Source organism: Plantibacter sp. VKM Ac-2880, assembly GCF_015351235.1.
GTDB lineage: Bacteria > Actinomycetota > Actinomycetes > Actinomycetales > Microbacteriaceae > Plantibacter.
Genome location: NZ_JADKSJ010000001.1, coordinates 2,137,436 through 2,161,949, shown reverse-complemented (window position 1 = coordinate 2,161,949; position 24,514 = coordinate 2,137,436). Strand labels below are relative to the sequence as shown.

Here is a 24,514-nt window from a genome sequence, read left to right as displayed (position 1 = left end):
CGACATGACGAATGCAGCTCCCCGGTCCGCCGTCGGCATCGACATCGGAGGGACCGGCATCAAGGGCGCGGTCGTCGATCTCACGACGGGTGCGCTCCTCACCGATCGGGTGAAGATCCCGACCCCGAAGGGCGGGGAGCCGAAGGACATCGTCGTGACCGTCCGCGAGGTGCTCGACAAGCTCTCACCCGCCTCCGACGGGCTGCCGCTCGGCGTGTGCTTCCCGGCGATCGTGCGCAACGGCCGGACGATGTCCGCCGCGAACGTCTCCGACGCCTGGATCGGCCTCGAGGCCGAGCAGCTGTTCGAGCAGGGGCTCGGCCGCGAGATCACCTTCGTGAACGACGCGGACGCGGCCGGATACGCGGAGACCGAGTTCGGAGCGGCGAAAGGCGCGTCCGGACTCACGATCCTGACCACCCTCGGCACCGGTATCGGCACGGCGCTCATCTACAACCGCACGCTGATCCCCAACGCGGAACTCGGGCACCTGGAGATCGACGGCAAGGACGCTGAGACCCGTGCGTCCTATGCGGTCAAGGAGCGCGAGGACCTCAGCTGGGAGAAGTGGGCCAAGCGCCTACAGAAGTACTATGAGCGTCTCGAGTTCTACTTCTCGCCCGACCAGTTCGTCGTCGGTGGCGGGGTGTCCAAGCACGCCGACCACTTCCTGCCGCTGCTCAAGCTCGACACCCCCATCATCCCGGCCGTGCACCGCAACAACGCGGGCATCCTCGGCGCGGCCTCACTCGCCGCCGGCCCTGCGGAACGCATCGCCTGAGCACGGCGGTCGCGCTGCGGCGGTGTCGTCGCAGCGCGGGCGCGGGGTGTGAACGGGTCGACCGGTACGCCGGGTTCTGTCCCACGGTCTCGCGGGTTTCACCGAACGGCTCGACGAAGTCGTGGCCGTACCGGGGGTGTGAACGGGTCGACCGGTACGCCGGGTTCTGTCCCACGCTCTCGCGTTTGGACGGCCATCTCTCTCGGGACGACGTTGCCGCCGCCCTCTAGCGGTCTACCCGGGAACTTGGCGAGCAGCCTCAGCGTTCCCTGTTGACCTTGCTCCGGACGAGGTTTACCGAGCCGACCGGGTCACCCCGGTCGCTGGTGGGCTCTTACCCCACCGTTTCACCCTGACCGTGGTCGCCCACGGCGGTCTGTTCTCTGTGGCACTGTCTCGCGGGTCACCCCGGGTGGGTGTTACCCACCGCCCTGCTCTGTGGAGCCCGGACGTTCCTCGGCACCGTGACCCGGAGATCGCGGTGACGCGACCGTCTAGCCGGCCCGTTCACGGAGTCGAGTCTACCGGCCCACGGCCGGCGCTCTGGACCGGGCGTGCTGCTCAGCCCGACCCGACGGGTCAGATGAGCCCGGACTCGTCCGTCCGCACGACGATCGCGGCGCACTCGGGGCACTGCACGACGTCTTCGGACGGCGCGGCGCGGACGGCCTGCAGGTCGTTGCCGGTGAGGGACATCTTGCAGGCGCCGCAGGTGCCGGCGCGGAAGAGGGCCGCGCCGATGCCACCGCGGGCACGACGCTGGTCGTAGAGCGCAAGCAGATCGGCGGGGATGCCCGGCGCGAGCGACTCGCGGTCGGCGATGAGCCGCGCCCGTTCCGCTTCGAGTTCGACGAGCTGCGCATCGCGCTTGGCGACGACCTCGTCGAGCAGCTCCTGGAGCCCGGCGCGCTCGGCGTCAACCTGCGCGACGGCTTCGTCGGCCGTCTCCACCCGCTCCATGACGTTCAGCTGAATCTCTTCGAGGTTGTTCTGCCGGTTCTGCAAAGAGGTGATCTCGCTCTGCAGGGCCTCGACGTCCTTGACGGAGGTCGACGATTGGAGGCGGTCGGCGTCGCGCTTCAGGCGGGCCTCGACGACGGCGACGTCGGACTCGATGCGTCCGAGCTCGGTCTGCGCGTCGTCGCGCACGCCGACGCGCTCCAACCGGCGGAGCCGAACGGTCTCGATCTCGGCCTGTAGCTGCGCGATCCGGGCGACCTCGGGGAGGTTCGACGCACGGTGGGCCGTGCGCTGCACGCCGGTGTCGATGCTCTGCAGGGTGAGCAACGTCTTCTGATCTGCTGGGCTGGCTTTCACGTCTGTTCCAAACTCTCGACTCATCACCCTACCGGCCGCGTCGACTCCTGGGTGACGACGAAATCCCACGGGTCGGTGCGCTGTCCGCTGACCCGGATGTCGAGCTCCGGGAGCTCCCGTCGCAGCGCGACGGCTGCGACCTCCAGCCAGAGTGACTCGCTCGCCCAGTGCGAGACGTCGATGAGCGCGGGCCCGCCGGCGAGGATCGCCTGCTCTCGCGCCTCGGACGCCGGGTGGTGGCGCAGATCCGCCGTGACGTACAGGTCGGCTCCTCGGACGGCGTCGTGCGAGAGCAACGAGTCGCCCGCTCCGCCGCAGACCGCGATCCGCCGGACCGGCTGGTCGACGTCGCCGGCCACGCGCACGCCGGTCGCCGTCGCCGGGAGGACCTCCGCGAGCAGTCGGGCGATCCGGCCGAGGGTGGTCGGTTCGGCCAGGTCGCCCACGCGGCCGAGGCCGGTCACCCCGTCGGGGGCTGGGACGACCGGGGCGGCGTCCAGCAGGCCGAGGCGGCGTGCGAGCACGTCCGAGGTGCCGTCGACGACCACGTCCGCATTCGTGTGGGCGGCGATCAGGGCCGCGTCGCCGCGGATGAGCCGCGCGATGAGCGCACCCTTGTAGCGGTCGCCCGCCACGGTCGTGACGCCACGCATGAGCAGCGGGTGGTGCACGAGCAGGAGCCCACCGGGCTCCTGGAGCAGCTCGTCGACCGTGGCACCCACGGCGTCGACCGCCAGCAGCACCCGCGCGACCGGCTGATCGGGGTCGCCGACCACGAGGCCGGGCGCATCCCAGTCCGATGCTCCGGACAGCGGCCAGAGCCGCTCGACGACGGCATTGACCTCGCGGAGTGTTCTCGTCACCCGGCAAGCCTACCGACGATGGACGATCAGGCGGCGGCGGGCATCTATGGTCAGTGCCGCACGATGAGCAGGACGGCGAGGGTCACCATCACCACGGCGATCGCGGCGTCGAGCACCCGCCAGGCGACCGGTTTCGCGAAGAGGCCCTTCAGGAGACGGGCGCCGAAGCCGAGCGCGGTGAACCACGCCACGCTCCCCAGCACGGCGCCGGCCGCGAACCACCACCTGCCTTGTTCGCCGTGCGTGTTCGCGATCGATCCGAGCAGGAGCACCGTGTCGAGGTACACGTGGGGGTTGAGCCAGGTGAGGGCGATCACCGTGAGTACGGCCGCCCGGAGCGAGGTCTTCGTCCCCGGCCCTTCGGCCGTGAGACCACTCGGTGAGATCGCTCGGCGGGCGGCGAGCAGCCCGTAGGCGACGAGGAAGGCGGCACCGGCCCAACGGAGGATGTCGAGGACGAGGGGGAAACGCTCGATCACGAACCCGATCCCGCTGACGCCGGCCACGATCAGGACCGCGTCCGACAGTGCGCAGACGAGGACGACCGGGAGGACGTGCTCACGGCGGATGCCCTGACGGAGCACGAACGCGTTCTGCGCACCGATGGCGACGATCAGCGAGAGGCCGAGCCCGAAACCGGCGAGAGCGTCTTGGATGGCGGTGGTCATGAGGCGACCGTAGAACACATCCGAACATGAGACCAGTTCACGTTTCTCACGGTCCATGAGAAACTCTGATGATGGACCTCCAGTTCGATCAGCTCCGCGCCTTCCTCGCCGCCGTGGACCGAGGCTCGTTCGACGCGGCGGCCCGCGAGCTCTCGGTGACGCCGTCGGCCGTCAGCCTGCGGATCAAAGCGCTCGAGCAGCACGTCGGCCGGGTCCTGCTCCTGCGGACGAGACCCATCACCACCACCGCGTCCGGCGAGACCATCCTCCGCCTCGCGCGGGCGGTGCAGCTCCTCGAGCGTGACGCCTCCAGGGACCTGCACCCGGACGGAACGGCTGGCGACGCCGCTCCAGCCGCCATCCCGATCGTCGTCAACGCCGACTCGCTCGCCACCTGGCTCCTCCCGGTGCTGGCCGAGCTGGCCGCCACGGAACCGGTCGCCTTCGACCTCTCGCGGGAGGATCAGGACCACTCCACCGCCCTGCTGCGGGACGGGACGGCGATGGCTGCGGTCACCTCGAGTTCGGAAGCGGTCCAAGGCTGTACCGTCCAGGCGCTCGGCCGGATGCGGTACCGACCCGTGGCGTCGCCGCGGTTCGCAGCGCGGTGGTTCGCCGACGGGGTGACGGCAGCCGCACTGGCCGATGCTCCGGTGGTCGTGTTCGATCGGAAGGACGACCTCCAGGACGCCTACCTCCGTCGCCGCGGTGTCGACCCGGTCGCCCCGCCCCGACACCATGTCCCGGCGTCGGCGGACTTCGCGACCGCGGTCCTCCTCGGTCTCGGCTGGGGCATGCTCCCGGATGCGCAAGGTGCGGCACCGGCCGCGGCGGGTGACCTCGTGGCCCTCGACGACGACGGCGTGCTCGACGTGCCGCTGTACTGGCAGCAGTGGCGACTGGACTCGCCGCTCCTCCAGACCGTCGCGTCGGCGGTCATCGCCGGTGCTCGCGAAGCACTCCTCTGAACGCCAGCCGAGAGCTCGGGAGCAAGGTGCGCGGACCGGGCGTGACGGTGCCAGGATGGAGCAATGGATATCGCGTACACAGCAGTTGCCCATGCCACCGGAGGCGGACGAGACGGACACGTCCGCAGTGAGGACGACCTCCTCGACTTCGACACCCGGCCCCCCAAGGAACTCGGCGGGAGCGGCGAGGGCACCAACCCCGAACAGCTCTTCGCCGCCGGCTACGCCGCGTGCTTCCTGAGTGCCCTGCACTCCGTCGCACGGAGCTCCAAGCTCGACACTACCGACGCGGCGGTCTCCGCCAGCGTCGGCATCGGTTCGAACGGTGAAGGCGGATTCGGCCTCGCGGTCGAACTCGACGTCTACGTGCCCAACGTCTCACACGACGAGGCACAGCAGCTGGCCGACCAGGCGCACCAGGTGTGCCCCTACTCGAACGCCACGCGCGGCAACATCGAGGTCACCGTCTCCATCGTCGACTGACGTCGCACCGCTCCCGCAAGCCCTGTCGATCGTCGTGCCCGCTGGCTAGGCTGGCGCGCACGACGATCGAGAGGAACGCACCGTGTCGGATTTCGGAGCAGTCGAAGGCATTCGCGACGAGGGCGCGGCAGCGATGCTGCCGGGTCTCCCCGATGATGCGGTGGAGGACGAACAGCTCGAGGACGAGGCACCGGAACCGACGGCTGCCGACGACAGCACCACTGCGGACTGAATCGCTGCCTCCTCGCCGCTCCGGTGGGATCGTCAGCGCGCCATGGCCGCGGCGATCACGCCGACGATGCCGAGCTGCATGACGAGCACGAGGCCAACGGTCAGGAACAGGGTGCTCCAGAGCACGATGTTCCCGAGCAGTACGCCCACGAAGGCGGCGACGCGACCTCGAGGTCGGTCCACCGGACGCGCCACGGCCACCCGTTCGGCGCGGGCGATGCGGGGCGTGGACATCGTGAAGGTGATCGGGCTGGTGTCCAAGTGCGTGGTCATGGGTCCAGTGTCCGTCGCGACCACCAGGGTCGGCATCGGACGATGAGACGATCATCGCGCCCGCGGGGTCATCCTCTGAGCTGACCCGCGTCCGCACCTGGGACCAGGGCGCCCTCCCCCGTTCGGCGGTGAGGCGGGCACGCTCCGCTCAGGAGGCCGTGAGACGGATCCCCCACGACAGCGACCACTGCTCCTCGGGTTCCAGCCAACGCAGACCGGTCCCGCTGTTCAACGCGTCCGCCGGAGCCGTCATCGGCTCGACCGCGATCGCCTGCACGGGACCCTCGGACGTCGGGAAATCGCGCGGGGTGTAGACCTGGACGAACCGGAAGTCGTCGTCCGCCCAGAGCTCGACCCCGTCGCCATCCGGAGCGGTGAGCCGATGCCTGACGGCTCCGTCGATCGCGCGGACGTCGCCGAGTCCGACATCGATCGCGAGGTCGCCCACGCGGGCGCCCGAGCGCAGGTCGTGGTCCGTGCCGTCGACGGGGTGGGAGGCGACCGGGATGCGCTGCTCGTCGGTCTCGAACCAGGAGTCGGCGGCGATCGTGATGGTGAGGTCCGCCGTCGAGACGCCACCGAGCGCGAGATAGGGGTGCGCACCGACGGCGACCGGTGCCGGTCGCTCCGATCGGTTCACGATCGTGTGGGTGACCCGCAGGCCGTCGTCGACGAGGGCGTAGGCCACCGAGGTGTCGAGGTGGAACGGATAGCCGTGCTGTGGGAACACCGATGCGAGCAGCGTGACGCCGCCGTCCGTGCGTTCCCCCGCTCGATAGCCGGTGTTGCGGAGCAGACCGTGCGAAGCGTTCCCCGTGGCAGCCTCGGTGACGTCGAGCTGCTGCGGCTCACCGTCGAGCGACCACCTCGCGTCCCGCACCCGGTTCGGCCAGGGCACGAGGATCAGGCCGCAGCCCTTCGGCGCGACGACGTCCTCGCCGAAGGATTGGACGAGTGAGCGCCCGCCGACGGAGAGTTCGCGCAGTCCGGCGGCGAGCTCGGTGACGGTCGCCCGGACCTCGCCGTGCGGACCGTGATGGCTGAGGCGGTACTGGACTCCGGAGACAGGCGACATGTCGTCAGCCTACGACGGCTGCCCTCCATGCGGCGTGGAACCCGCGCGCTCCGTCCACTGCTCGACAGCGGTGGCGATGCGGACGAGGCCGCGCTCGAGCTCCACGAACCCGGAGCTCAACGGGGCGAGCCCGATGCGGAGCCCGTCCGGGTGCCGGAAGTCGGGGATGACGCCCACCTCCCACAGCTTCGGGGTGATCTCACGGAATGAGGGATGGCCGAGGGTCACGTGGCCGCCGCGGCGCTCGGGCTCCCGCGGGGTCATCACCCGCACGCCGAAGGCCGCGAGGTGCTCGTCGACCCAGGAGATGGTGAAGGCGGTGAGTGCGAGGGACTTCTCGCGGATGGCCGGGACACCCGCGGTCTCGATGAGCGAGAGGGCGTCCTCGAGGGGCAGCATCCCGACGATCGGCGGGGTGCCGCTGAGGAATCGGCGCATCCCCTCCGCCGGCCGGTACGTGTCGGCCATCGCGAACACGTCGGAGGCCCCCATCCAGCCCTGGACGGGCTGCAGGAGCCGATCCTGATGCCGTTTCGCGACGTAGGCGTACGCCGGAGCGCCGGGACCGCCGCCGAGGTACTTGTAGGAGCACCCGACCGCGAGGTCGACGCCCCAGGCGTCCAGCTCGACCGGGACCGCGCCGGCGGAGTGGCAGAGGTCCCAGAGCACGAGGGACCCGGCGTCGTGCGCCACGGCCGTCAACCCGGCGACGTCGAGGAGGGCTCCCGACCGGTAGTCGACCTGGCTCAACACCACGAGGGCCGTCCGTTCGTCGACGACCTCCCGCAGCTGTTCTGCCGTGACGCCGTGGACCGGGTCGGCGTCGATCCACCGCACACGGAGACCGCGCTCGGCCGCGATCCCCTCGACCACGAAGCGATCCGTCGGGAAGTTCCCCACGTCGATGACGATGTCCTCGCGGACCGGTGCCGTCGTTCCGTCGGCGGTGCTCGCGTCCACGGCAGCGCGGATCAGTTTGTACAGGAGCACGGTGGTCGAATCGGCGACGACGGTCTGCCCGCCGGCCGCCCCGAGCACGGCTGCTCCGAGGCGGTCGCCCAGGGTCAGCGGCATCGCGAACCACCGGTCGTCCCAGGAGCGGATGAGCCTCGTGCCCCACTCCTCGGTGATGAACGCTTGCAGGCGATCCGCGGTGGCCCGGAGCGGCCGCCCCAGCGAGTTCCCGTCGAAGTACGCCGACACCCCGTTCGCGGGCACGAAGGCCGCGAGGTGCTCGGCGAGCGGATCGGCCGCGTCGAGCGCGAGCGCATCCGGACGGGCGGGCGTGACAGGGAGGGTGGCGCTCATGGTGCGACGCTAACCGGCCGCGATGCGTGCCGCAAGGAAGTGCACACCGTTCGGCTTGCTAGCGTTGCCGCATGCCAACGCTCCTGCACCTCGACTCGTCCGCCGATCTGGCGACCTCCCGCTCCCGCCGCCTGTCGCAAGCGGTGGTCGACGCCTGGCGGGATGCCGATCCCACCGGTGTCGTCGTCCGACGGGACCTGCATCTGGACCCCGTCCCGCACCTCGCGGACGCGAGCCTGCACTGGCCCGCCGCCGATCGGGAGCTCGGCGCGAACCCGCCCGCCGAGGCGGAGGCTCTGCAGCGCGTCCTACTCGACGAGCTCCTCGCCGCCGACATCGTCGTGATCGGGGCACCGCTCTACAACTTCTCGATCCCGTCGTCGCTCAAGGCCTGGATCGACCACATCCACGTCCCCGGCGTGACGTCGGCGGACACCGGTGCCCTGACCGGCAGGCCGGTCGTGATCACCACCAGTCGCGGCATCGCGTACGACGCCGGCACGCCCACGGAAGGGTGGGACCACGAGGTGCCGGCGCTCCGCACCCTGTTCGGTGGCGCGCTCGGCATGGACGTCCACGTCATCACGACGAGCCTGACCCTGGCCGACCGCGAGCCAGGCCTCGCCGGCCAGCGCGACCGCAGCGCGCAGGAGCTCGACGAGGCCCTGCGACTGGCGGCCGAGACCGGCACCCGACTGGCCGTCGCGACCGCCTGAACCCGAGATCCGTGCACCCGGCGCGGATCGGACCAGCCTGATCGTCGCCGTGCTCCGAACTCCTGTCGAACCACGACCAGGGAGTTGCACATGCGATCGAAGCATCAGACCGGCATCAACCAAACGGGGCGACGTCTCGTCGTCCTCGCCGCAGCCCTCGCCGGCATCGTCTCGGCCGCGGTGTTCCTCGCCGTCGCAGAGCTCGCCGCGCTGCTGTTCGCCCGCGGCAGCAGCCCACTGCTGACCGTCGGCTCCTTCGTCATCGACATCGTCCCGCGCTGGGCGAAGGAGTTCGCGATCGAGGCGTTCGGGAGCAACGACAAGATCTTCCTGCTCGTCAGCCTCGGCGTCGCCGTCGTGATCGCGGCAGCGGTCGCCGGGGTCCTCCAGCAGGTCCGACCGCCGCTCGGCGTCGTGATCCTGGTGGCGGCCGGCGTCTTCGCCGGAGCGACGACGGTGACCCGTGCCGGTGCGACGCCGCTCGCCGTGGTCCCGGTGATCCTCGGGCTCGCAGCCGGCGTCATCACCCTGATCCTGCTCGGCCGACGGCTGCCGAACCGCCGTGCGGCCGGAGCCGAGGCCCGGGAACGAGACGGGTTCGACCGCCGCGGCTTCTTCCGGGTCGCCGGCATCGCCGCCGCCGGTGCGGTCGTCGTGGGCGTCGGTGCCCGGATCATCAACGTGACGACCTCGTCGATCACCGCGGTCCGGGACGCGCTGAAGCTCCCCGCTCCGAAGTCGACCGTGACGATCCCGGACGGCGCCGAAGTGGACGTCGACGGCATCAGCCCGCTCTTCACCCCGAACGACACGTTCTACCGCGTCGACACCGCGCTCACCGTGCCGACCATCGACCCCGGCACCTGGTCGCTCACGATCGACGGCATGGTCGGCGAGCAGGTCCAGATCTCGTTCGACGAGCTGCTGGCCATGGGGCTCGACGAATACGTCATCACGATGACCTGCGTCTCCAACGAGGTCGGCGGCAGCCTGCTCGGCAACGCGAAGTGGCTCGGCATCCCCGTCCGCGACGTGCTCAAGCGCGCGATGCCGGACTCGAAGGCCGACATGGTCCTCTCGACGAGCGTCGACGGCTTCACCGCCAGCACGCCGCTCGAATCGCTGACCGATCCGAACCTCGACGCGATCCTCGCGGTCGCGATGAACGGCGAACCCCTGCCCCTCGAGCACGGCTTCCCCGTCCGCATGGTCGTGCCAGGGCTGTACGGGTACGTCTCGGCGACCAAGTGGCTCACGAAGCTGACGGTGACCACGTTCGACAAGGACGAGGCCTACTGGACGCCCCGCGGTTACGACGCGAAGGCGCCGATCAAGCTCTCCTCGCGCATCGACACGCCTCGCATCGACAAGCAGGTCACGCCGGGTCCCGCGAAGATCGCCGGTGTCGCCTGGGCGCAGACCGTCGGCGTCGCCAAGGTCGAGGTCAGCATCGACAACGGCGACTGGCAGAGCGTGAACCTCTCGACCGCCATCAACGACGACACCTGGGTGCAGTGGTGGATGGACTGGGAGGCGACCGCCGGGACGCACTACGTGGCCGTCCGCGCCACCGACAAGGCCGGGAACCTGCAGATCGAGGAGCAGGCGCCGATCGCGCCGAACGGCTCCTCCGGATGGCAGCGGACGCTCGTCCGCGTCGGCTGAGCCGACCGGCCCGCGCGGTCAGCCGCGCGGGTCCACCGGCTGGAGCTCCGCGATCTTCGGTTCGCGACCGTCGCCGGAGGACCGCCCGGTCAACCGGCGTCCGATCCACGGCAGCACGTGCTCGCGATAGTAGGCGGCCGTTCGGCGCTGGCGTGGGCCGGGCGGCGCCGCCGCGACGTCGTCGATCCCCCACTCCTCGGGCACCGGCACCCCGACGGCCGTGAGGACGTTGCTCGCCACGCGGGCGTGGCCGAGCGCGTTGAGGTGCAGGCGGTCCACGGACCAGTAGCGGAGATCGCCCAGCGGCTCGTCGGCCCAGTTGTCGACGAAGGTGACGCCGTCGCGCGGGTACCGGACGCGGACCGCTCGGGCGAGCTGCTCACCGCGGCGCGCGAGGAGCGAGCCCATCGGGATGTGCGCGGACGGGTTCGCCCCGCTCAGGAGCAGGACGTGCGCTCCCCCGCTGCGCAGCCGCTCGACCGCACCGTCGAGTCGATCGGCGACGCCGTCGATCGACACCCGAGGGCGCATGATGTCGTTCCCACCGCCGTTGAAGCTGACGAGGTCCGGCCCCATCGCGATGGCCCGATCGAGCTGCTCGTCGAGGATCGGGATGAGCTTGCGGCCACGGATGGCCAGGTTCGCGTAGGCGACCGGCTCGGTGCTCGACCGGGCGAGCCCGAGCGCCACGAAATCGGCCCATCCGCGCAACGAGCCGTCGTCGCGGACGTCGCCGTACCCCTCGCTGAAGCTGTCGCCGATGGCCACGTACCGCCTGAACCCGTGCTGCGTCATACCTGCACCCTACGCGCGACCGGGTGTCGACTCGGACGAGTCGTTCCGGGCCGGACGTCCGGCTCAGGCCGGTCTGGTCTCGCCGTCCGCGGCCGGCCGCCATCCGAGCGCCGGCCCGAGGGCGCCGGCGATGTCGGTGAGCAACTGCGTATAGTCGTCGGGTTCGAGGGTGAACGGCAACGCGAATGCGACCTCGTCCACCTCCTGGAACCCGGCGTGCTCGTGCAGTCGCTCCGCGATCTCGGCACTCGTACCCAGCAGGTCCTCGGCGAACAGCATGCGGCGCGGACCGTGCGCGACGCCGACGCGGTGCCGCCTCGACTCGACGTAGTCGCGGTACCGGCTGCGTTGCGCGGACGTGGCGGAGTCGGTCGGCATGACCACGAGGCCCTGCGACACGCGGGCCCGCGCGCCGTCGGGGTGCCGCTCGCGGAACAGCCTGACCTGCGCCGCTTGGTTCGCGGCGAAGTCGGTCGTGCCGTCCTCCGCCGCGATGACGCTGCTGGTGAGCAGGTTGAAGCCGTGCTCCCCGGCCCAGCCGGCCGAGCGGAGGCTGCCGGCGCCGTACCAGAGCCGCTCGGCGAGCCCGGCCGCGTGCGGCTCGACGCGCGAGGAGTAGTCCTCCTGCCCCTCGCGACCGGCGGTGTCGCTCACGACGTCACCGCGGATGAAGGACCGCAACCGCAGGACGCGGTCGTACCCGAGGTCCTCCTGCTCGAGGGTGGTGGGATACAGGGCGTCCTTGAACGCGTCGAACCGCATCGGCTCACCCGTGCTGAAGCCCGGCAGCAGGCGTCCGCCGGCCAGCACGTCGACCGTGCCGAGGTCCTCGGCCAGTCGGAAGGGGTTCTCGGCACCCAGCGGGGTCACCGCCGTCCCGAGCGCGATCCGCGTGGTGCGTTGGCTGGCCGCGGCGAGGACGGCGACCGGGGACGAGATGCCGAACTGCAGGTGGCGGTGTCGCAACCAGGCGCTGTCGAACCCGAGGTGCTCACCGAGATCGATGAGTCGCAGCGTGGACTCGTGCCCGCCCGCCGGATCCTCGGGGTCGAACAGGCCCATCGTGAGGAAGCCGAGTCTGCGGAGCGGTGCTGAGGATCGGGGCATACTCCGACCCTACGACGGCAGTGCGACAGGATGCGCCCTCGGCAGGACGTCAGCTCGGTGCGCCGAGCAGCACGGTGAACATCGCCCCGATGCTGCCGAGGATGAAGAGCATGGTGCCGAGCTGCATGGTGAGCGACTTGTTGCGGGACGCCGTCGGGACGTCCACCTCCAGGATCGGGCATCCGGACCAGCCCAGCAGCCCGATGCTCAAGCCGACGATGACGGAGCAGCACCACCACAGCACGCGGAGCCCCTCGGTGAGGATCGCGGGGCGCCAGCCGGAGGCGAGCAGCAGCCCCAGGGTGATCGCGGTACTCCCGACGGCGACACCGAACCAGACGGTTCCGGTACGCATGATGCGCTCGACGGTGCGCTCGGATGACATGAGGTCGTGTGACACGTGGTGCGGCTTTCTCGGGGTCCCGGATCCTGACACGGGCCGCGGCCGGTGTTCCCGCTCTCTCGCAACCCCGAACAGGATCCTAGACCCGCGAAAGCGGCGCGACGTCCTTTCCCTCGGGGCTTGCATCCGGAGCGGTCACGCGACACACGGCGTCCGTCGGGATCCGTTCCGCATCATGCCGACGGGGCCCGCGCCGCCCATCGGGCGAGCGACGCGACGAGGGCGCGATGCTCGGGAGCGGCGTACGAGCGCTCATCGTGTCCGAGGGCGTCGACGGCGATTCGCGCGGCTCCGGCCTCACGGACCCACACCGCGGGGAACCGCTCGCCGTCCACTTCGTGTTCGGCGACCGTCGTGCTCCGACCGATCGCCTGCAACCGCAGGTACTGCTCGTCCTCGATCGGCACGTCGGCGACCCGCCCGCCGTCGGGCATTGTGAGCCCGCGGACGACGGAGTGGCCGATCGGCGGATGCCAGGACACACCGGGAAGCCACATGGCGCCGATCGCCGGGGCCCACTCGGGATAGTCGCGGAGTGAGGCGAGCGCGGCGTGCACGGCGAGCACGCCGACGCCTCGGCGCAGCGCCTCGGCGAATCCCTCGACCGAGGCGGCAGGTGCCCGGCCGGACTCCTCCGACCGCCACGGGTCACCGGCGTTCACGATCAGCAGGTCGACGTCGGCGAGCCTGGTCATCGCGCGGTCGACATCCTCATCGACCTCGACCGCGAAGCCGGCGTTCCGAGCGATCTCCGCGAGGATCGGGCTCGTCCTCGGATAGGGGTGCCAGGGGTCGCCGTACCGACCCGTCCCCGTGGCGATCAGTGCCTTCACCGCTGCTCCATTCCTCGGTCGGTGGTGGATGTCGTGACGGCCTGCCGGGTCACGGGCTCGGGACGTCCAGCTCGTCGTTGGCGACGAGCCAGCGGAGCGCGTCCCTGACCGCATCCGTCGAGGTGTGCTTCGGTGCATACCCGAGCAAGGCGCGGGCTTTCTCGATGGAGACGCAGTGACTGCGCACCAGGTGCTCCCACGAGGTGTTCGAGTGTTCTTCGCTCGTGGTGGAACGGAACTCCTCCCAGGTGACCGGCGTGAGGCTGGCCGACCGCCCGAACCAGGATGCCGCCGCTTCGGCGAACCCGCGCACGGTGATCGCCGAGGCCGAGGTGACGTTGAGGTCCTCGCCGGCCACGCGGTCCCGGTGCGCCACCGCGAGCTCGAACGCCTGGGCGACGTCGTCGGCGTGGACGTGGTGCAGCATCTCGGCGCCGAGGCCTGGGACGCGCAGCGGCTGCCCGTCCGCGAGGATCCGCCAGACGTCGGGGTCGAAGTTGCCCATCGGGTTCACCGGCGCCCAGCCAGGCCCGACGATGTGGCCGGGGTGGAGCGACGTCGTCACCAGGCCGCTGTTGGCGGTCTCTGCCTGGAGCATCCGGGCGATGCGGTCCTTCTCGACGCCGTACTCCCCGAACGGCGGCGTCCCGCCACCCTCGACGATGGGTACGACGGCGCTCGGACCGTACCGCCAGATCGACCCGCAGTGCAGCAGGTGTCCGACGCGGCCGCGGAGGCCTTCGACGAGCGCCTCGGCGGACGGCAGGGTGAAGCAGACCAGATCGATCACGACGTCGCAGCCGAGCGCGGCGATCCGTGCCGGGAACGTCCCCGCCCGGTCTTCGGCCTCGCGGTCGACGACGAGTCGCTCGACGTGATCCCATTCCGAGGCCTCGGCGTAGGGCGCGCGCGTCCCACGGCTGACACTGACGACCTCATGGCCGGCCCGGACGAGTCTCGGAACGAGGAACGACCCGATGTGGCCCGTACCCCCGATGACGACGATTCGCATGATGATCCTCCGTTCGCGCACGCCGACGTCCTCGGGGCTGCGCCTGCACGGCAGGCTAGTCGAGTCGCGCGGGTGTTGCAGGACCTTGCCGCGGACGGCGACGGACGTCAGTCGTCGGCGGGGCGTCGCCGTTGCTGCTTCGTGGCCGAACGCCGTTGCTTCGCCGCGGTGTGGCGTCGAGCCGATCCACGGGTCGGGCGGGTGGGCCGACGAGGCGCGGCGGACGGCGCGAGCGCCGCGCGCAGGCGTCTGGCCAACGCGTCCAGGGCGAGCTCACGGTTGCGCAGCTGGGACCGTTCCTGCGACACGGTCACCGTGATGGTGCCGGCGACGAGCCGGGCACCGAGCTGGGCGAGGAGCCGCTCACGCTGCGCCTCGGAGAGCACGACGGACTCGGCCACACTCCAGGACAATTGGACGCGACTGTCCGAGGTGTTGACGTGCTGCCCTCCGGGCCCCGACGACCGCGAGAACCGCCACCGGAGTTCGGCGGCGGGGATCGTCAGCTGAGGCGACACCTCGAGGTCCATGGTGCAAGCGTCTCACGAGGCGACGGCGCCCCGGCGTCCACGGCGGCTTCCGAGCATCCGCCTCCTATCCTTGGGGCTGTGAACGCCGCACCAGCCGGACCCGGCCCCCGACGGGCCGCCGTCGTCGTCAACCCCTCCAAGGTGGATGTCGCCGCGCTCCGCGCCGCCGTCGCGGACGCCGAGGCGGTCCATGGACTGTCCCCCTCGACCTGGCACGAGACGAGCGCCGACGACGACGGCCGTGCCGCGGCCGAGGCCGCCATCGCGACCGCACCCTCCGTCATCCTCGTCGCCGGCGGGGACGGGACGCTCCGGGTCGCCGCCGGGGTCTTCGCCTCCACCGGCATCCCCCTCGCGCTCGTGCCGGCCGGGACCGGCAACCTCTTCGCGCGAGCGCTCGACCTGCCGCTGAACGACCTGCGTCGGTCGGTCGAGATCGCTTGTTCGGGGCGCGATCAGCTCGTCGACGTCGGTCAGGTGCGTCTCGGCCGTTCGGACGGCACGCACGGGGACGAGGTCTTCCTCGTGATGGCCGGCATCGGACTCGACGCGCACATGGCCGGCCACACCAACGCGTGGCTGAAACGACGGATCGGGTGGCTGGCGTACTCGGACCCCATCGCGCGGAGCATCTTCGGCAACCGCCAGTTCGACCTGCACTACCGCCTGGACGACCTCCCGGAGGCGACCGCCCGGGCGCACACGATCATCGTCGGCAACTCCGGGACGCTCACCGGAGGCGTCCTGCTGCTCCCGGAGGCGGTCGTCGACGACGGCCTTCTCGACGCCGTCATGCTCCGGCCGGGACGCGGCCCGGGGTGGACGAACATCGGCTACCGCCTGACCTTCAACCGGATGCTCCACCGCACGAGGTTCGGTCGGCTCGTCGGGCGGTTCTCGCCGAAGGTCCGCGCCATCAGCTACGCCCAGGCGACGTCGATGCGGGTGCGACTGGACGAGCCCCAGGAGATCCAACTCGACGGGGACTCCCACGGCGCCGTGACCTCGGTCGCCCTGACCAACCTCCACCACGCGCTGATCGTCCGGGTATCGGACGGCGCCGCTCCGCGTCCGCTCGCCGACTGACCCCGCGACCGGGCGCAGCGGGTCACTCCGTGGGTGCCGCGTCGGCGTCGATGGAGCCTGCGAGCCGGTCGATCCGCTCGAGGGCGCGGTCGAACACCGGCACGAGGTCGAACAGTGCCGGCTCCGCCCGGCGGACCTCCTCGAGCGATTCGTGGGCGCTGCGCACCGAACCGAGGTCGAAACTGACGTTCGTGCGCGCGCCGGTGATCGCGGCACGGAGGGCGCCGATCGCGACCGCCACGTCGGCGATCAACGCCGGATTGCCGTGCTCGGCCAACCAGGCGAGATCGTCGACGGCCTCGACGGCGTGTTCCCCGAGCCGCGCCGAAGCGGCGGCCGCCTCGATCGACGCCGCGCGGATCGCCTCGTCACGCTCCGGACCCCGTGGCCGCCGGAAGGCGCTGCCGAACGCGTGAGAGGCCTCCGCGTCGGCATCGGCCAGGCGGAGGGCGAGTGCTGAACGTGCCTCGGCCCTGGCGCGCAGGGCGGTGACCGTCGCCTCCGGATCGTCGCCGGATCCCGAGGTGCTTCCGCTCCGCTCGGTTCCGCCCGCCGACGCATGCTCCGGCTCCGTGTACCCCGCGACCATCGCCGTGAGGCCGGCGGCGATCGACAGCATGAGGCCGGACGCGGCACCACCGCCGGGGTTCCCCGTCGCCCGCCCCAACGCCCGCATCCACTCGGAGACGCTGGAGCGCTCCGTCGACACCTCGTCCTGCTCCGGTGATCCCGTCATGGAGACCATTCTCGCTGCGGTCGAGCGCCGGGCGGCAGGGCTTGCGGGGGTGCGTTGCGGCCAGGCTCAGCTGGAGGCGCGGACGATGAGCTCCGTCGGGAACTCGGCACGGTCCCCCGGGTCGGCGCCGGGTTCCGCATCGAGCACGAGCTGCACGGCTCGCGCCGCCATGGCCCGCATGGGTTGCCGGACCGTCGTCATCGGCGGGGGCATGAGCCGGGACTGCGGGAGATCGTCGAACCCGACCACCCGGACGTCGTCGGGGATGCGCAACTGCAGTTCCTCGACCGCCCGGTAGACGCCGTACGCCATCTCGTCGTTGCAGCTGAAGACGCCGATCGGCAGCCCGCCCTGCCGCAGCAACCGACGGACGGAGACGAACGCGCTCTCGGAGGACCAGGGCGACGAGATCTCCTCGACCGTCGCACCCTCGGCGAACCGCTCGACCGCGGTGCGGAACCCCGCCTCACGCGCACGGCCGAACCGGTACTTCGGTCTCCCGGTGATGATCAGGAACCGCCGGGTCCCGCGACGGGCGAGGTGCCGACCCGCGTCGAAGCCGCCCTGCCAGTCCGTCGAGCCGACGCTCGGCAGGCTTCGCGCGGGCTCGGCACGCGGGTCGAGCAAGACGACCGGGATATTCGCCGAAGCGAGGATGTCGAGCTGCGAGACGTTGGGGCGGATCAAGCACACGACGACGCCGGCCGAGCCGCGTGCCCGCGCGCGGTTGGGCCAGTCGTCGACCATCGAGTCGCTCTCCGGGGTGAGCACGAGGTCGTAGTCGGCAGCGGCGGCCGCCCGCCGGACGCTGGTGACGACGGTGTTCGCCCAGGGATCGTCCCATTGGCTCATCGCCAGGTCGAGGAGCCGAGGCACGGACCGCGGCCGGCCGCGCCGCTGTGCCGATCGGTCGTACCCGAGTTCGAGCGCGACCGCGAGGATGCGGTCCCGGGTCTCGGGGGCCGCGTGGCGCTTGCCGGACAGGACGCGCGAGACGAGGGAAACCGAGAAACCGGACCTCGCAGCGACGTCTGCGAGCGTCACCCCCCGATCATCTTCGTGATCGGGCGTCGTCGTCATGTCCCCATCGTCTCGCACGTGCGGCCCGCGCGCCCGCAACCCGCTCAGGCGTTACTCGCCGTCAGCACCCTGAGTTCGGTCATCCGCGGGGTCTCCTCCCCCGACGGGGCGACGATGGTGAACCGTCTGACGCCCCAGCCGGCGGTCGTCGGGGGCAACGGAATCTCGACCCAGGCCCGGTCTCCATCGCGTCCGCCGAGCTGCTCCTCAGCGACCAGGCCGTCGATCTCGATCGCGAACCCCCGAATGTCGTCGGCGGGCAGCCACGAGACCCTGACGACGCGCGCCAGCAGGTGCGGGTCCACGAGGGTGACCGACATCCGGTCCGAGGTGCTGCGCCACCGGACACCGCCCGCTGCTCCTGAGCGGGTCGACGCGCCTCGGAACCCGTGATCGGCCTCCGGTTGTTGCTCGCCCAGCGCGACGCGGTCGACCGTCCGTCCGTCGAGCGTCGCGGCGATCCGGTCCCGATCGGCCAGACGCGCACGGCGCTCCTCGACGGACCGCTGGTCCGAGCCGGCGGCGACGGGGAAGCTCACGGTGTACCTCGCGTCGTGGAGTCCGGCGAACGGCTCCAGCCGGATCGGTCCCCGATCCGAGTCGACCAGGAAGGAGCCGTCCGCATCGCGGCGGGGCACGGACGACCGCGGGATGATCGGCGCCGTGGCGAGCGGGGTGAGCGGGCCGACCGCCGTGTGTGCGGCGCGCGGTCGGTCGGCGATGACCGTCTCGGCGTCGAGCGCCGACCCGCGTACCGCGAGGACGGACGGACCCCAGAGCAACGCCGTCCAGTCGGACCCGTCGGGGAACGGTTCCGACCGTCCGCTCATCCCGAGCTCGAACGACACGACGTCTCCGTCCTCCCACCCGCGGTCCAGGACGAGGTGCCCGCGGTCGACCGTCGCCTGGATCTCGATGCCGTTCACCCGCACGAGCGGCACCGAGGCGGTCCACCCCGGCACGCGGATGTGTACTGGGAACCGCCTGCCCCGCTCGAGCCGGAAGGTCAGTGCCACCAGGCCGTCGGATGGGAACGCGGTCTCCTGCTCGAGCACGAGGCCGAGCTCCGGGATGCGGACGGTCGACGACGCGAAGAGCTCCACCGACACCGCCTCGCCGTCGAGCCGGTACAAGGACTCCCCGTGTTTCGCGTGGCTCTCGAGCCCCGTCCCGACGCAGCACCAGAAGCTGTGCTGCGGCGCGGAGTACACGCGGTAGTGATCCGGCCGCATCGACGTGAAGTAGACGAGACCGCCGTGTCCGGGATGCTGCGCGGACAGGAGGTGGTTGAAGAGGATGCGCTCGATCATGTCGGTGACGTCCGGATCGGCCGCGTCCGCGGTGAGCCGCCTCCCCAGCTTGATCAGGTTGTAGCTGTTGCAGGTCTCGGGGCCTTCGCGGTCCTCCGACATCGGCGTGAAGTCGTCGACGGCGTGGAAGTGCTCACGCACGCTGTTGCCGCCGATCGCCACCGACCGGCGCGTCACGATGGTCTGCCAGGCGAACCGGGCGGCCCGCCCGAGCGCGGGATCACCGTTGCGAGCGGCCAACGCGGCGAAACCGACGAATTGCGGGATGCGAGTGTTCGCGTGCAAGCCGGTCAGTTCGTCGGAGGAGCGCGACAAGGGGCCGCTGAGGGCTGCGCCGGTGAAGCGAGCCGACATGGCGAGGTGGCGCGGGTCTCCCGTCAGGTCGAACAGATCGACGTAGGCCTCGTTCATCCCGCCGATCTCGGTCTCGAGCATCAGCTGGAAGTGCTCCTCGTCGATGCCGGACGCCAGTGCCTCCCACCAGTCCGCCAGGCGCACGACGACGTCACGGGCCGCCTGGTTCCCGGTCAGGCGCGCGGCGTCGATGAGGCCCCCGTACAGCTTGTGCAGGTTGTACCAGGGCACCCAGCGGTCGCCGCCGAAGATCGATGCCGTGATGCCCTCCGCCACCTCCGCCCACAGTTCGGCGCTCCTCGGGATGCCGCCGACGTATCCCGTGCCGAGGTGGGCCTGCGCACGCGAGAGCTCTGCGACCGTGTACGCGAGCCGCGACGCAAGGACCTCGTCGCCGGTCGACGCCACCATGAGGGAGCAGGCCGAGAGGTAGTGACCCGCGGTGTGGCCGTCGAGCCCGCGCCGCTCCCAGTCGTCGTAGGACGCGGCGCGAGTCGGGAGTCCGGCCTCGCGGAGGAACGGAGCGAGGAGCCGGTCCGGTTCGAGGGCGTGAAGATAGGCACGGTCGGCCTCCTGCGCCTGCAGGAGCGGGCCCCCGGTGAGTGTCACCTGGGAGACGGGGATGAACGGCATGGCTCACCGACCTCCCGTCGGGGCGACCGCGAGGCCGTCGACGCGATCCCCTGTACCGAGTCGGTGCCAGTCCACCCTGAGGCTGCGTGGGCCGGTGAGGACGCGCCGCGCACCGGTCACCTCGATCGTCCGGGCGACAGGCCGGTCGCCGGCCGAGGGACCGGCTGACAGCGTGGACCTGCCCGGCTCGACGATCCGCCGGCCGTCGACCCCGGTGAACGAGAGCCGGTCGGCGGACACGGTGAACCGGACCGTCGCCGTCGTCCCCGCCGCGAGGTCGATGCGCGCGAACGCGAGGAGCTCGACGGCGGGCCGGACGACCGAGGCGACGAGGTCCGTGCCGTAGAGCTGGACGACCTCGACGGCGTCCGTGGCACCGGCGTTCTCGACCGTCACGTCCACCAGGAGTTCTCCGTCAACGGCGAGTTCCGGGGCGGCCTCGAGCGAGCGGTAACGGACGTCCCCGGCGGTCAGTCCGTGACCGAACGAGTAGAGCGGCGTGGGATCGAGCACGCTGATCCCCCGCGACGCGAGGCCGAGTGGTGGTTGCAGCGACGTGCCCGACATGGCCGGTGACCGAGGGATCTGGACCGGGAGCCGTCCGCTCGGCGCGACGCGTCCGGAGAGGACACCGGCGACGGCTGCGGCACCCTCCTGGCCGGGGAAGAACGCCTGCACCACCGCATCGGCGGTTACGTATTCGCCCAGCGCGTACGGGCGTCCGGACAACACGACGAGGACGACCGGTGTGCCCGTCGCGAGGACGGCGAGCACGAGCTCGTGCTGTCCACCCGGGAGCCGGAGGTCCTCGGCGTCGCACCCTTCGCCGGAGGTGCCGTCGCCGAAAAGGCCGGCGATGTCGCCCACGGCGAGCACGACGACGTCGGCCTCGGCCGCCGCCTTCACGGCCGCCGGGATGCCGGCACGGTCGGTGGTGGTGATGCCGCAGCCCTCCTCCGACACGAGGTCGGCACCCGGGAACTCCGTGCGCACCGCGTCCAGCAGGGTCGGGATCGCGATCCCGAGATCGTGGCCCGGATGCTTCGACAGGACGTGGTTCGGGAAGGCGTAACACCCGACGAGACTGCGGAACTGGTCGGCGGCCGGGCCGATCACGGCGATGCGTGACCGCGCGTCCAACGGAAGCGCGCCGCTGTTCCGGAGGAGCACGATCGACTCCTCGGCGAGACGGGTCGCGATGGCGCGGTTCCGCGGACCGTCGAGGTCGGTCGCCGCGGCGTCCTCCGGCACCAGCGGTCCCCCGTCGAGCAGGCCGAGCTCGACCTTCTGCCGCAGATGCCGGAGGACAGCCCGGTCGACGAGCGCTTCGCTGACGGTGCCGTCCCGGACCGAGCCGACCAGAGCGGCGCCGAACCCGACGGTCTCCGGGAGCTCGACGTCGATCCCTGCGGTGAGGGCGAGGGCTCCGGCTTCCGCTGCACCCTCGGCGACCCGGTGCATCGTCGCGAGGAACGGGATGGCCCAGTAGTCGGCGACCACGGTGCCGTAGAAGCCCCACGCGTCGCGCAGGACGCCCGTGAGCAGCTCGACGCTCGCTCCAGCAGGGACACCGTCGAGGTCGGTGTACGCGTTCATGACGCTCCGCGCGCCGCCGAGCCGGATGGCGGTCTCGAACGGGGGCAGCACGACGTCGGCGAGCTCACGATGTCCGATGCTGACCGGACCGTGGTTCTTCGCCCCGCGCGAGGCGGCATAGCCCGCGAAGTGCTTGAGCGTCGCGATGACGCCCGTACGCTCGAGCCCGCGGACGTAGGCGGCGCCGAGCTGACCGACGAGGTACGGGTCCTCCCCCAGCGTCTCTTCGACCCGCCCCCAGCGGTAGTCGCGCACGACGTCGAGGACCGGCGCGAGTCCTTGATGGACCCCGACCGAGCGGAGGTCGTCGCCGATCGCCTCGGCCATCCGTTCGACGAGGTCCTCGTCGAAGGTGGCGGCCCAGGCGAGCGGCGTCGGGAACGCGGTCGCCCCGTACGCGGCGAAGCCCGTCAGACATTCCTCGTGGGCGATCGCCGGGATGCCGAAGCGGTTCCCGTCGACGACCTGCTGCTGGAGCTCGCGGAGTCGGCGCACCCCGTCCGGCACCGTCACCGGTTCGGTCCCGAAGATCCGGGTGAGCTGCCCGAGCCCGCCGACGAAGCCGTCGTCTGTGGGAGATGACACCGTCTCAGCGGCTGCGGTGGTCTCGGTCGCCTCGACACTCGGGGCGAAGTCACCTCCGGAGTCGGTGAACCACACCGAGCCGAGCTGCGCCACCTTCTCCTCGAGGGTCATCGCTTCCAGGAGCGCCTGCGCCCGCTCCACCGGAGCGAGACGGCGATCGTTCCAGCGACCCCGCTCGACCGGCCGCGTGGCCGACCGGGGGCCTTCGTGTTGCAGGGTCATCCCTTGAACGCTCCGTCCATGATCCCCGTCACCATGCGCTTGCCGACGAACACGAAGGCGATGAGCAGCGGGATGGTGGCGAGGAACGAGCCGGCCATCGCGAGACCGAGATCGATCGACCGCTGCGACTGCAGTGCCTTGATCGCGATCTGGACGGTGTACATCTCGGGCGACTTCAGGACGATGAACGGCCAGAGGAAGTCGTTCCAGGACCCGACGAACCCGAGCAGCCCGAGCACGAACGCCGCGGGACGGATGACCGGGAAGACGATCCGCCAGAAGATCTGCCAGGTGTTGGCACCGTCGAGTCTGGCCGCCTGCAACAGCTCGTCGCTGACGGAGCTCGAGATGTGCTGCCGCATCCAGAAGATGCCGAACGCGCTCGCGAGCCCGGGGACGATGAGCGCCTGCAGGGTGTCCACCCAGTCGAGGGCGCTGATGATGAGGTACTGCGGGATCACGCTGAGCTGCGTGGGCACCGTCATCGTGAGGACCACCAGGATGAACAGCGCGTTCCGGCCCCGGAACTCCAGTTTCGCGAAGGCGAAGCCGGCCAGCGCGCACAGCAGCGCCGAACCGACACCGATCGACAGCGCGACGATGAGGCTGTTGATCATCGACTGGACGAACGGCACCGTCTCGAGGACGAGTCCGACGAGGTGGAACAGGTTGTCGCCCGGGTACAGCCGCGGCGGCAGGGTCGTCGCCGTAGCCGAATCCGTGGTGGCGACCACGAACATGAAGTACAGCGGGAACATGCTCACGATGACGGCGCAGACGAGCAGCACGTAGGTGTACCACGGGATGCGGCCGATCCGGCCGCTGTTCCGCTTCCGGCCGGCGGCGGTCGCGCTCGCCTGCAGCTGGGTGGAGTTGAGCGTCTCGGACATCAGCGTCCTCCTCGGGTTCGGGTGGACAGGAAGAAGTTCAGCAGGGCGACGAGTACGACGATCACGAACAGGGCGACGCCGATCGCCGACCCGTACCCGAACTCGAACTGGCCGAAGCCCTGCTCGTACAGGAACAGCGTGAGGGTCTGACACTGCCGGGCCGCACCACAGGTGAGACCGGTGGCCGGATTGACCAGCAGCGGTTCCGTGAACACCTGGAGCCCGCCGATCGTCGAGGTGACGATCGTGAAGACGATGATCGGCCGGAGCGACGGGATGGTGATGTAGACGAACTGCTTCCAACCACCCGCACCGTCGACCGCGGCGGCTTCGTAGACATCCCGCGGGATCGCCTGCAGGGCCGCCAGGTACAACAGGGTCGTGTACCCCGTCCATCGCCAGACGACCATCAGAGCGACGAGGAACCAGGAGCCGACCTTGTCGTTCAGGAAGTCGACATGGTCGCCGCCGAAGAAGCTGATCAGGTAGTTGAACAGGCCGTAGTCGCGGTCGAACAACTGGGCGAACACGATCGTGGTCGCCGCGACCGAGGTGATGTACGGCACGAGCATGGCCATCCGGAAGCCGGTCGCGAAGCGCAGCCGCACGTGGTTGAGCAGGTGCGCGAGCCCGAGCGCGATGACCAGTTGCGGCACCGTCGAGATGATGAAGATCGCGAAGGTATTGAGCATCGCGTTCCAGAACCGGGGGTCGGCGGCGAGTCTCGTGAAGTTGTCGAAGCCGATGAACGTCTGTTGCCCGATCGGGTTCCAGTCGAACAGGGAGACCACGAAGGTGAACAGGAGCGGGATCAGGCCGAAGACGGCGAAGATCAGGAAGAACGGGGCGATGTAGATGTACGGGGCGAAGCGTTCCGGCAGCGTGTTGCGGATCCGCGTCCCGATACCGGGGGGCGACTGCTTCGGCAGCAGCCGGGGTGGGGCGATGAAAGAGGTCACGATGATCCTTCGGGGGCGTTCCGGCGTGCTGCTCG

The 24,514-nt window shown here is 70.7% G+C and carries 25 protein-coding genes and 1 other RNA gene; 7 read left to right on the top strand and 19 right to left on the bottom strand.

All coding sequences use genetic code 11. The features are described 5' to 3' along the window. Positions 1-4: 4 nt before the first annotated feature. Positions 5-781 carry a polyphosphate--glucose phosphotransferase gene (gene ppgK / locus ITJ57_RS10445; RefSeq protein WP_194669952.1) on the top strand — a complete coding sequence of 259 codons (777 nt, stop codon included), beginning with the start codon at positions 5-7 and terminating at the stop codon, positions 779-781. A gap of 139 nt (positions 782-920) precedes the next feature. On the opposite strand, the gene rnpB is transcribed toward ppgK, so the two are convergent. The 4 genes from rnpB to ITJ57_RS10425 all read right to left on the bottom strand — a co-directional run bounded on the left by rnpB (position 921) and on the right by ITJ57_RS10425 (position 3,629). Further along, an RNA gene (gene rnpB, locus ITJ57_RS10440) (RNase P RNA component class A) lies at positions 921-1,287 on the bottom strand. A 73-nt stretch (positions 1,288-1,360) separates the two neighbouring features. Continuing rightward, complete coding sequence (locus tag ITJ57_RS19800) at positions 1,361-2,098, bottom strand: C4-type zinc ribbon domain-containing protein (protein ID WP_194669951.1); 738 nt, start codon at positions 2,096-2,098, stop codon at positions 1,361-1,363. Between the two features lie 23 nt (positions 2,099-2,121). Next, positions 2,122-2,961: a Nif3-like dinuclear metal center hexameric protein gene (locus tag ITJ57_RS10430; protein ID WP_194669950.1), complete on the bottom strand. Its 840-nt coding sequence runs from the start codon at positions 2,959-2,961 to the stop codon at positions 2,122-2,124. A gap of 50 nt (positions 2,962-3,011) precedes the next feature. Next, positions 3,012-3,629: a LysE/ArgO family amino acid transporter gene (locus ITJ57_RS10425; RefSeq protein WP_194669949.1), complete on the bottom strand. Its 618-nt coding sequence runs from the start codon at positions 3,627-3,629 to the stop codon at positions 3,012-3,014. Positions 3,630-3,700: 71 nt separating this feature from the next. On the opposite strand from ITJ57_RS10425, the gene ITJ57_RS10420 reads away from it, so the two are divergent. The 3 genes from ITJ57_RS10420 to ITJ57_RS10410 all read left to right on the top strand — a co-directional run bounded on the left by ITJ57_RS10420 (position 3,701) and on the right by ITJ57_RS10410 (position 5,312). Then, the gene (locus ITJ57_RS10420) at positions 3,701-4,597 is read left to right on the top strand and encodes a LysR family transcriptional regulator ArgP (protein WP_194669948.1); all 897 of its coding nucleotides are present in this window, start codon (positions 3,701-3,703) and stop codon (positions 4,595-4,597) included. A gap of 63 nt (positions 4,598-4,660) precedes the next feature. Then, on the top strand, positions 4,661-5,080 hold the full coding sequence (locus ITJ57_RS10415; RefSeq protein ID WP_056006014.1) for an organic hydroperoxide resistance protein: 420 nt from the start codon (positions 4,661-4,663) through the stop codon (positions 5,078-5,080). 82 nt (positions 5,081-5,162) lie between these two features. Then, entirely contained in the window at positions 5,163-5,312 is a 150-nt protein-coding gene (locus ITJ57_RS10410; protein ID WP_194669947.1) for a hypothetical protein, read from the top strand. 32 nt (positions 5,313-5,344) lie between these two features. Here ITJ57_RS10410 and ITJ57_RS10405 read toward each other — a convergent pair whose 3' ends face one another. The 3 genes from ITJ57_RS10405 to ITJ57_RS10395 all read right to left on the bottom strand — a co-directional run bounded on the left by ITJ57_RS10405 (position 5,345) and on the right by ITJ57_RS10395 (position 7,967). After that, positions 5,345-5,584 (bottom strand): hypothetical protein, encoded by a 240-nt coding sequence (locus tag ITJ57_RS10405; protein ID WP_194669946.1) that lies wholly within the window; start codon positions 5,582-5,584, stop codon positions 5,345-5,347. Positions 5,585-5,732: 148 nt separating this feature from the next. Next, positions 5,733-6,659, bottom strand: coding sequence for an aldose 1-epimerase family protein (locus tag ITJ57_RS10400; protein WP_194669945.1), 927 nt, complete (start codon positions 6,657-6,659; stop codon positions 5,733-5,735). 9 nt (positions 6,660-6,668) lie between these two features. Next, positions 6,669-7,967, bottom strand: a complete 1,299-nt coding sequence (locus ITJ57_RS10395; protein WP_194669944.1) for a kynureninase — start codon at positions 7,965-7,967, stop codon at positions 6,669-6,671. A gap of 71 nt (positions 7,968-8,038) precedes the next feature. On the opposite strand from ITJ57_RS10395, the gene ITJ57_RS10390 reads away from it, so the two are divergent. Next, positions 8,039-8,683 (top strand): FMN-dependent NADH-azoreductase, encoded by a 645-nt coding sequence (locus ITJ57_RS10390; protein ID WP_194669943.1) that lies wholly within the window; start codon positions 8,039-8,041, stop codon positions 8,681-8,683. Positions 8,684-8,773: 90 nt separating this feature from the next. Beyond that, on the top strand, positions 8,774-10,348 hold the full coding sequence (locus ITJ57_RS10385) for a molybdopterin-dependent oxidoreductase (protein WP_194669942.1): 1,575 nt from the start codon (positions 8,774-8,776) through the stop codon (positions 10,346-10,348). A gap of 18 nt (positions 10,349-10,366) precedes the next feature. On the opposite strand, the gene ITJ57_RS10380 is transcribed toward ITJ57_RS10385, so the two are convergent. The 6 genes from ITJ57_RS10380 to arfB all read right to left on the bottom strand — a co-directional run bounded on the left by ITJ57_RS10380 (position 10,367) and on the right by arfB (position 15,028). Then, positions 10,367-11,143 carry an SGNH/GDSL hydrolase family protein gene (locus ITJ57_RS10380; protein ID WP_194669941.1) on the bottom strand — a complete coding sequence of 259 codons (777 nt, stop codon included), beginning with the start codon at positions 11,141-11,143 and terminating at the stop codon, positions 10,367-10,369. A 63-nt stretch (positions 11,144-11,206) separates the two neighbouring features. Further along, the gene (locus ITJ57_RS10375) at positions 11,207-12,250 is read right to left on the bottom strand and encodes an LLM class flavin-dependent oxidoreductase (protein WP_194669940.1); all 1,044 of its coding nucleotides are present in this window, start codon (positions 12,248-12,250) and stop codon (positions 11,207-11,209) included. A gap of 49 nt (positions 12,251-12,299) precedes the next feature. Then, positions 12,300-12,650: a hypothetical protein gene (locus ITJ57_RS10370; RefSeq protein ID WP_056006039.1), complete on the bottom strand. Its 351-nt coding sequence runs from the start codon at positions 12,648-12,650 to the stop codon at positions 12,300-12,302. A gap of 176 nt (positions 12,651-12,826) precedes the next feature. Next, positions 12,827-13,486 (bottom strand): ThuA domain-containing protein, encoded by a 660-nt coding sequence (locus tag ITJ57_RS10365; protein ID WP_370582324.1) that lies wholly within the window; start codon positions 13,484-13,486, stop codon positions 12,827-12,829. 49 nt (positions 13,487-13,535) lie between these two features. Beyond that, a complete protein-coding gene (locus ITJ57_RS10360; RefSeq protein ID WP_194669938.1) occupies positions 13,536-14,498 on the bottom strand; it encodes an NAD(P)-dependent oxidoreductase in 963 nt (320 codons plus the stop codon). Between the two features lie 107 nt (positions 14,499-14,605). Beyond that, the gene (arfB, locus tag ITJ57_RS10355; protein ID WP_194669937.1) at positions 14,606-15,028 is read right to left on the bottom strand and encodes an alternative ribosome rescue aminoacyl-tRNA hydrolase ArfB; all 423 of its coding nucleotides are present in this window, start codon (positions 15,026-15,028) and stop codon (positions 14,606-14,608) included. A gap of 78 nt (positions 15,029-15,106) precedes the next feature. On the opposite strand from arfB, the gene ITJ57_RS10350 reads away from it, so the two are divergent. Next, positions 15,107-16,114, top strand: a complete 1,008-nt coding sequence (locus ITJ57_RS10350) for a diacylglycerol kinase family protein (RefSeq protein WP_194669936.1) — start codon at positions 15,107-15,109, stop codon at positions 16,112-16,114. Positions 16,115-16,136: 22 nt separating this feature from the next. Here the strand turns inward: ITJ57_RS10350 and ITJ57_RS10345 are convergent, their stop codons facing one another. The 6 genes from ITJ57_RS10345 to ITJ57_RS10320 all read right to left on the bottom strand — a co-directional run bounded on the left by ITJ57_RS10345 (position 16,137) and on the right by ITJ57_RS10320 (position 24,479). Further along, a complete protein-coding gene (locus tag ITJ57_RS10345) occupies positions 16,137-16,850 on the bottom strand; it encodes a cyclodeaminase/cyclohydrolase family protein (protein ID WP_194669935.1) in 714 nt (237 codons plus the stop codon). A gap of 66 nt (positions 16,851-16,916) precedes the next feature. Further along, on the bottom strand, positions 16,917-17,894 hold the full coding sequence (locus ITJ57_RS10340) for a LacI family DNA-binding transcriptional regulator (RefSeq protein WP_370582321.1): 978 nt from the start codon (positions 17,892-17,894) through the stop codon (positions 16,917-16,919). Between the two features lie 80 nt (positions 17,895-17,974). Continuing rightward, the gene (locus ITJ57_RS10335) at positions 17,975-20,227 is read right to left on the bottom strand and encodes a beta-L-arabinofuranosidase domain-containing protein (RefSeq protein WP_194669933.1); all 2,253 of its coding nucleotides are present in this window, start codon (positions 20,225-20,227) and stop codon (positions 17,975-17,977) included. Positions 20,228-20,230: 3 nt separating this feature from the next. Beyond that, complete coding sequence (locus ITJ57_RS10330; RefSeq protein ID WP_194669932.1) at positions 20,231-22,630, bottom strand: beta-glucosidase; 2,400 nt, start codon at positions 22,628-22,630, stop codon at positions 20,231-20,233. Next, on the bottom strand, positions 22,627-23,520 hold the full coding sequence (locus ITJ57_RS10325; RefSeq protein WP_194669931.1) for a carbohydrate ABC transporter permease: 894 nt from the start codon (positions 23,518-23,520) through the stop codon (positions 22,627-22,629). Before ITJ57_RS10325 ends, ITJ57_RS10330 begins: the two co-directional genes overlap by 4 nt. Then, positions 23,520-24,479, bottom strand: coding sequence for a carbohydrate ABC transporter permease (locus tag ITJ57_RS10320; protein ID WP_194669930.1), 960 nt, complete (start codon positions 24,477-24,479; stop codon positions 23,520-23,522). Before ITJ57_RS10320 ends, ITJ57_RS10325 begins: the two co-directional genes overlap by 1 nt. Between the last annotated feature and the right edge of the window lie 35 nt (positions 24,480-24,514).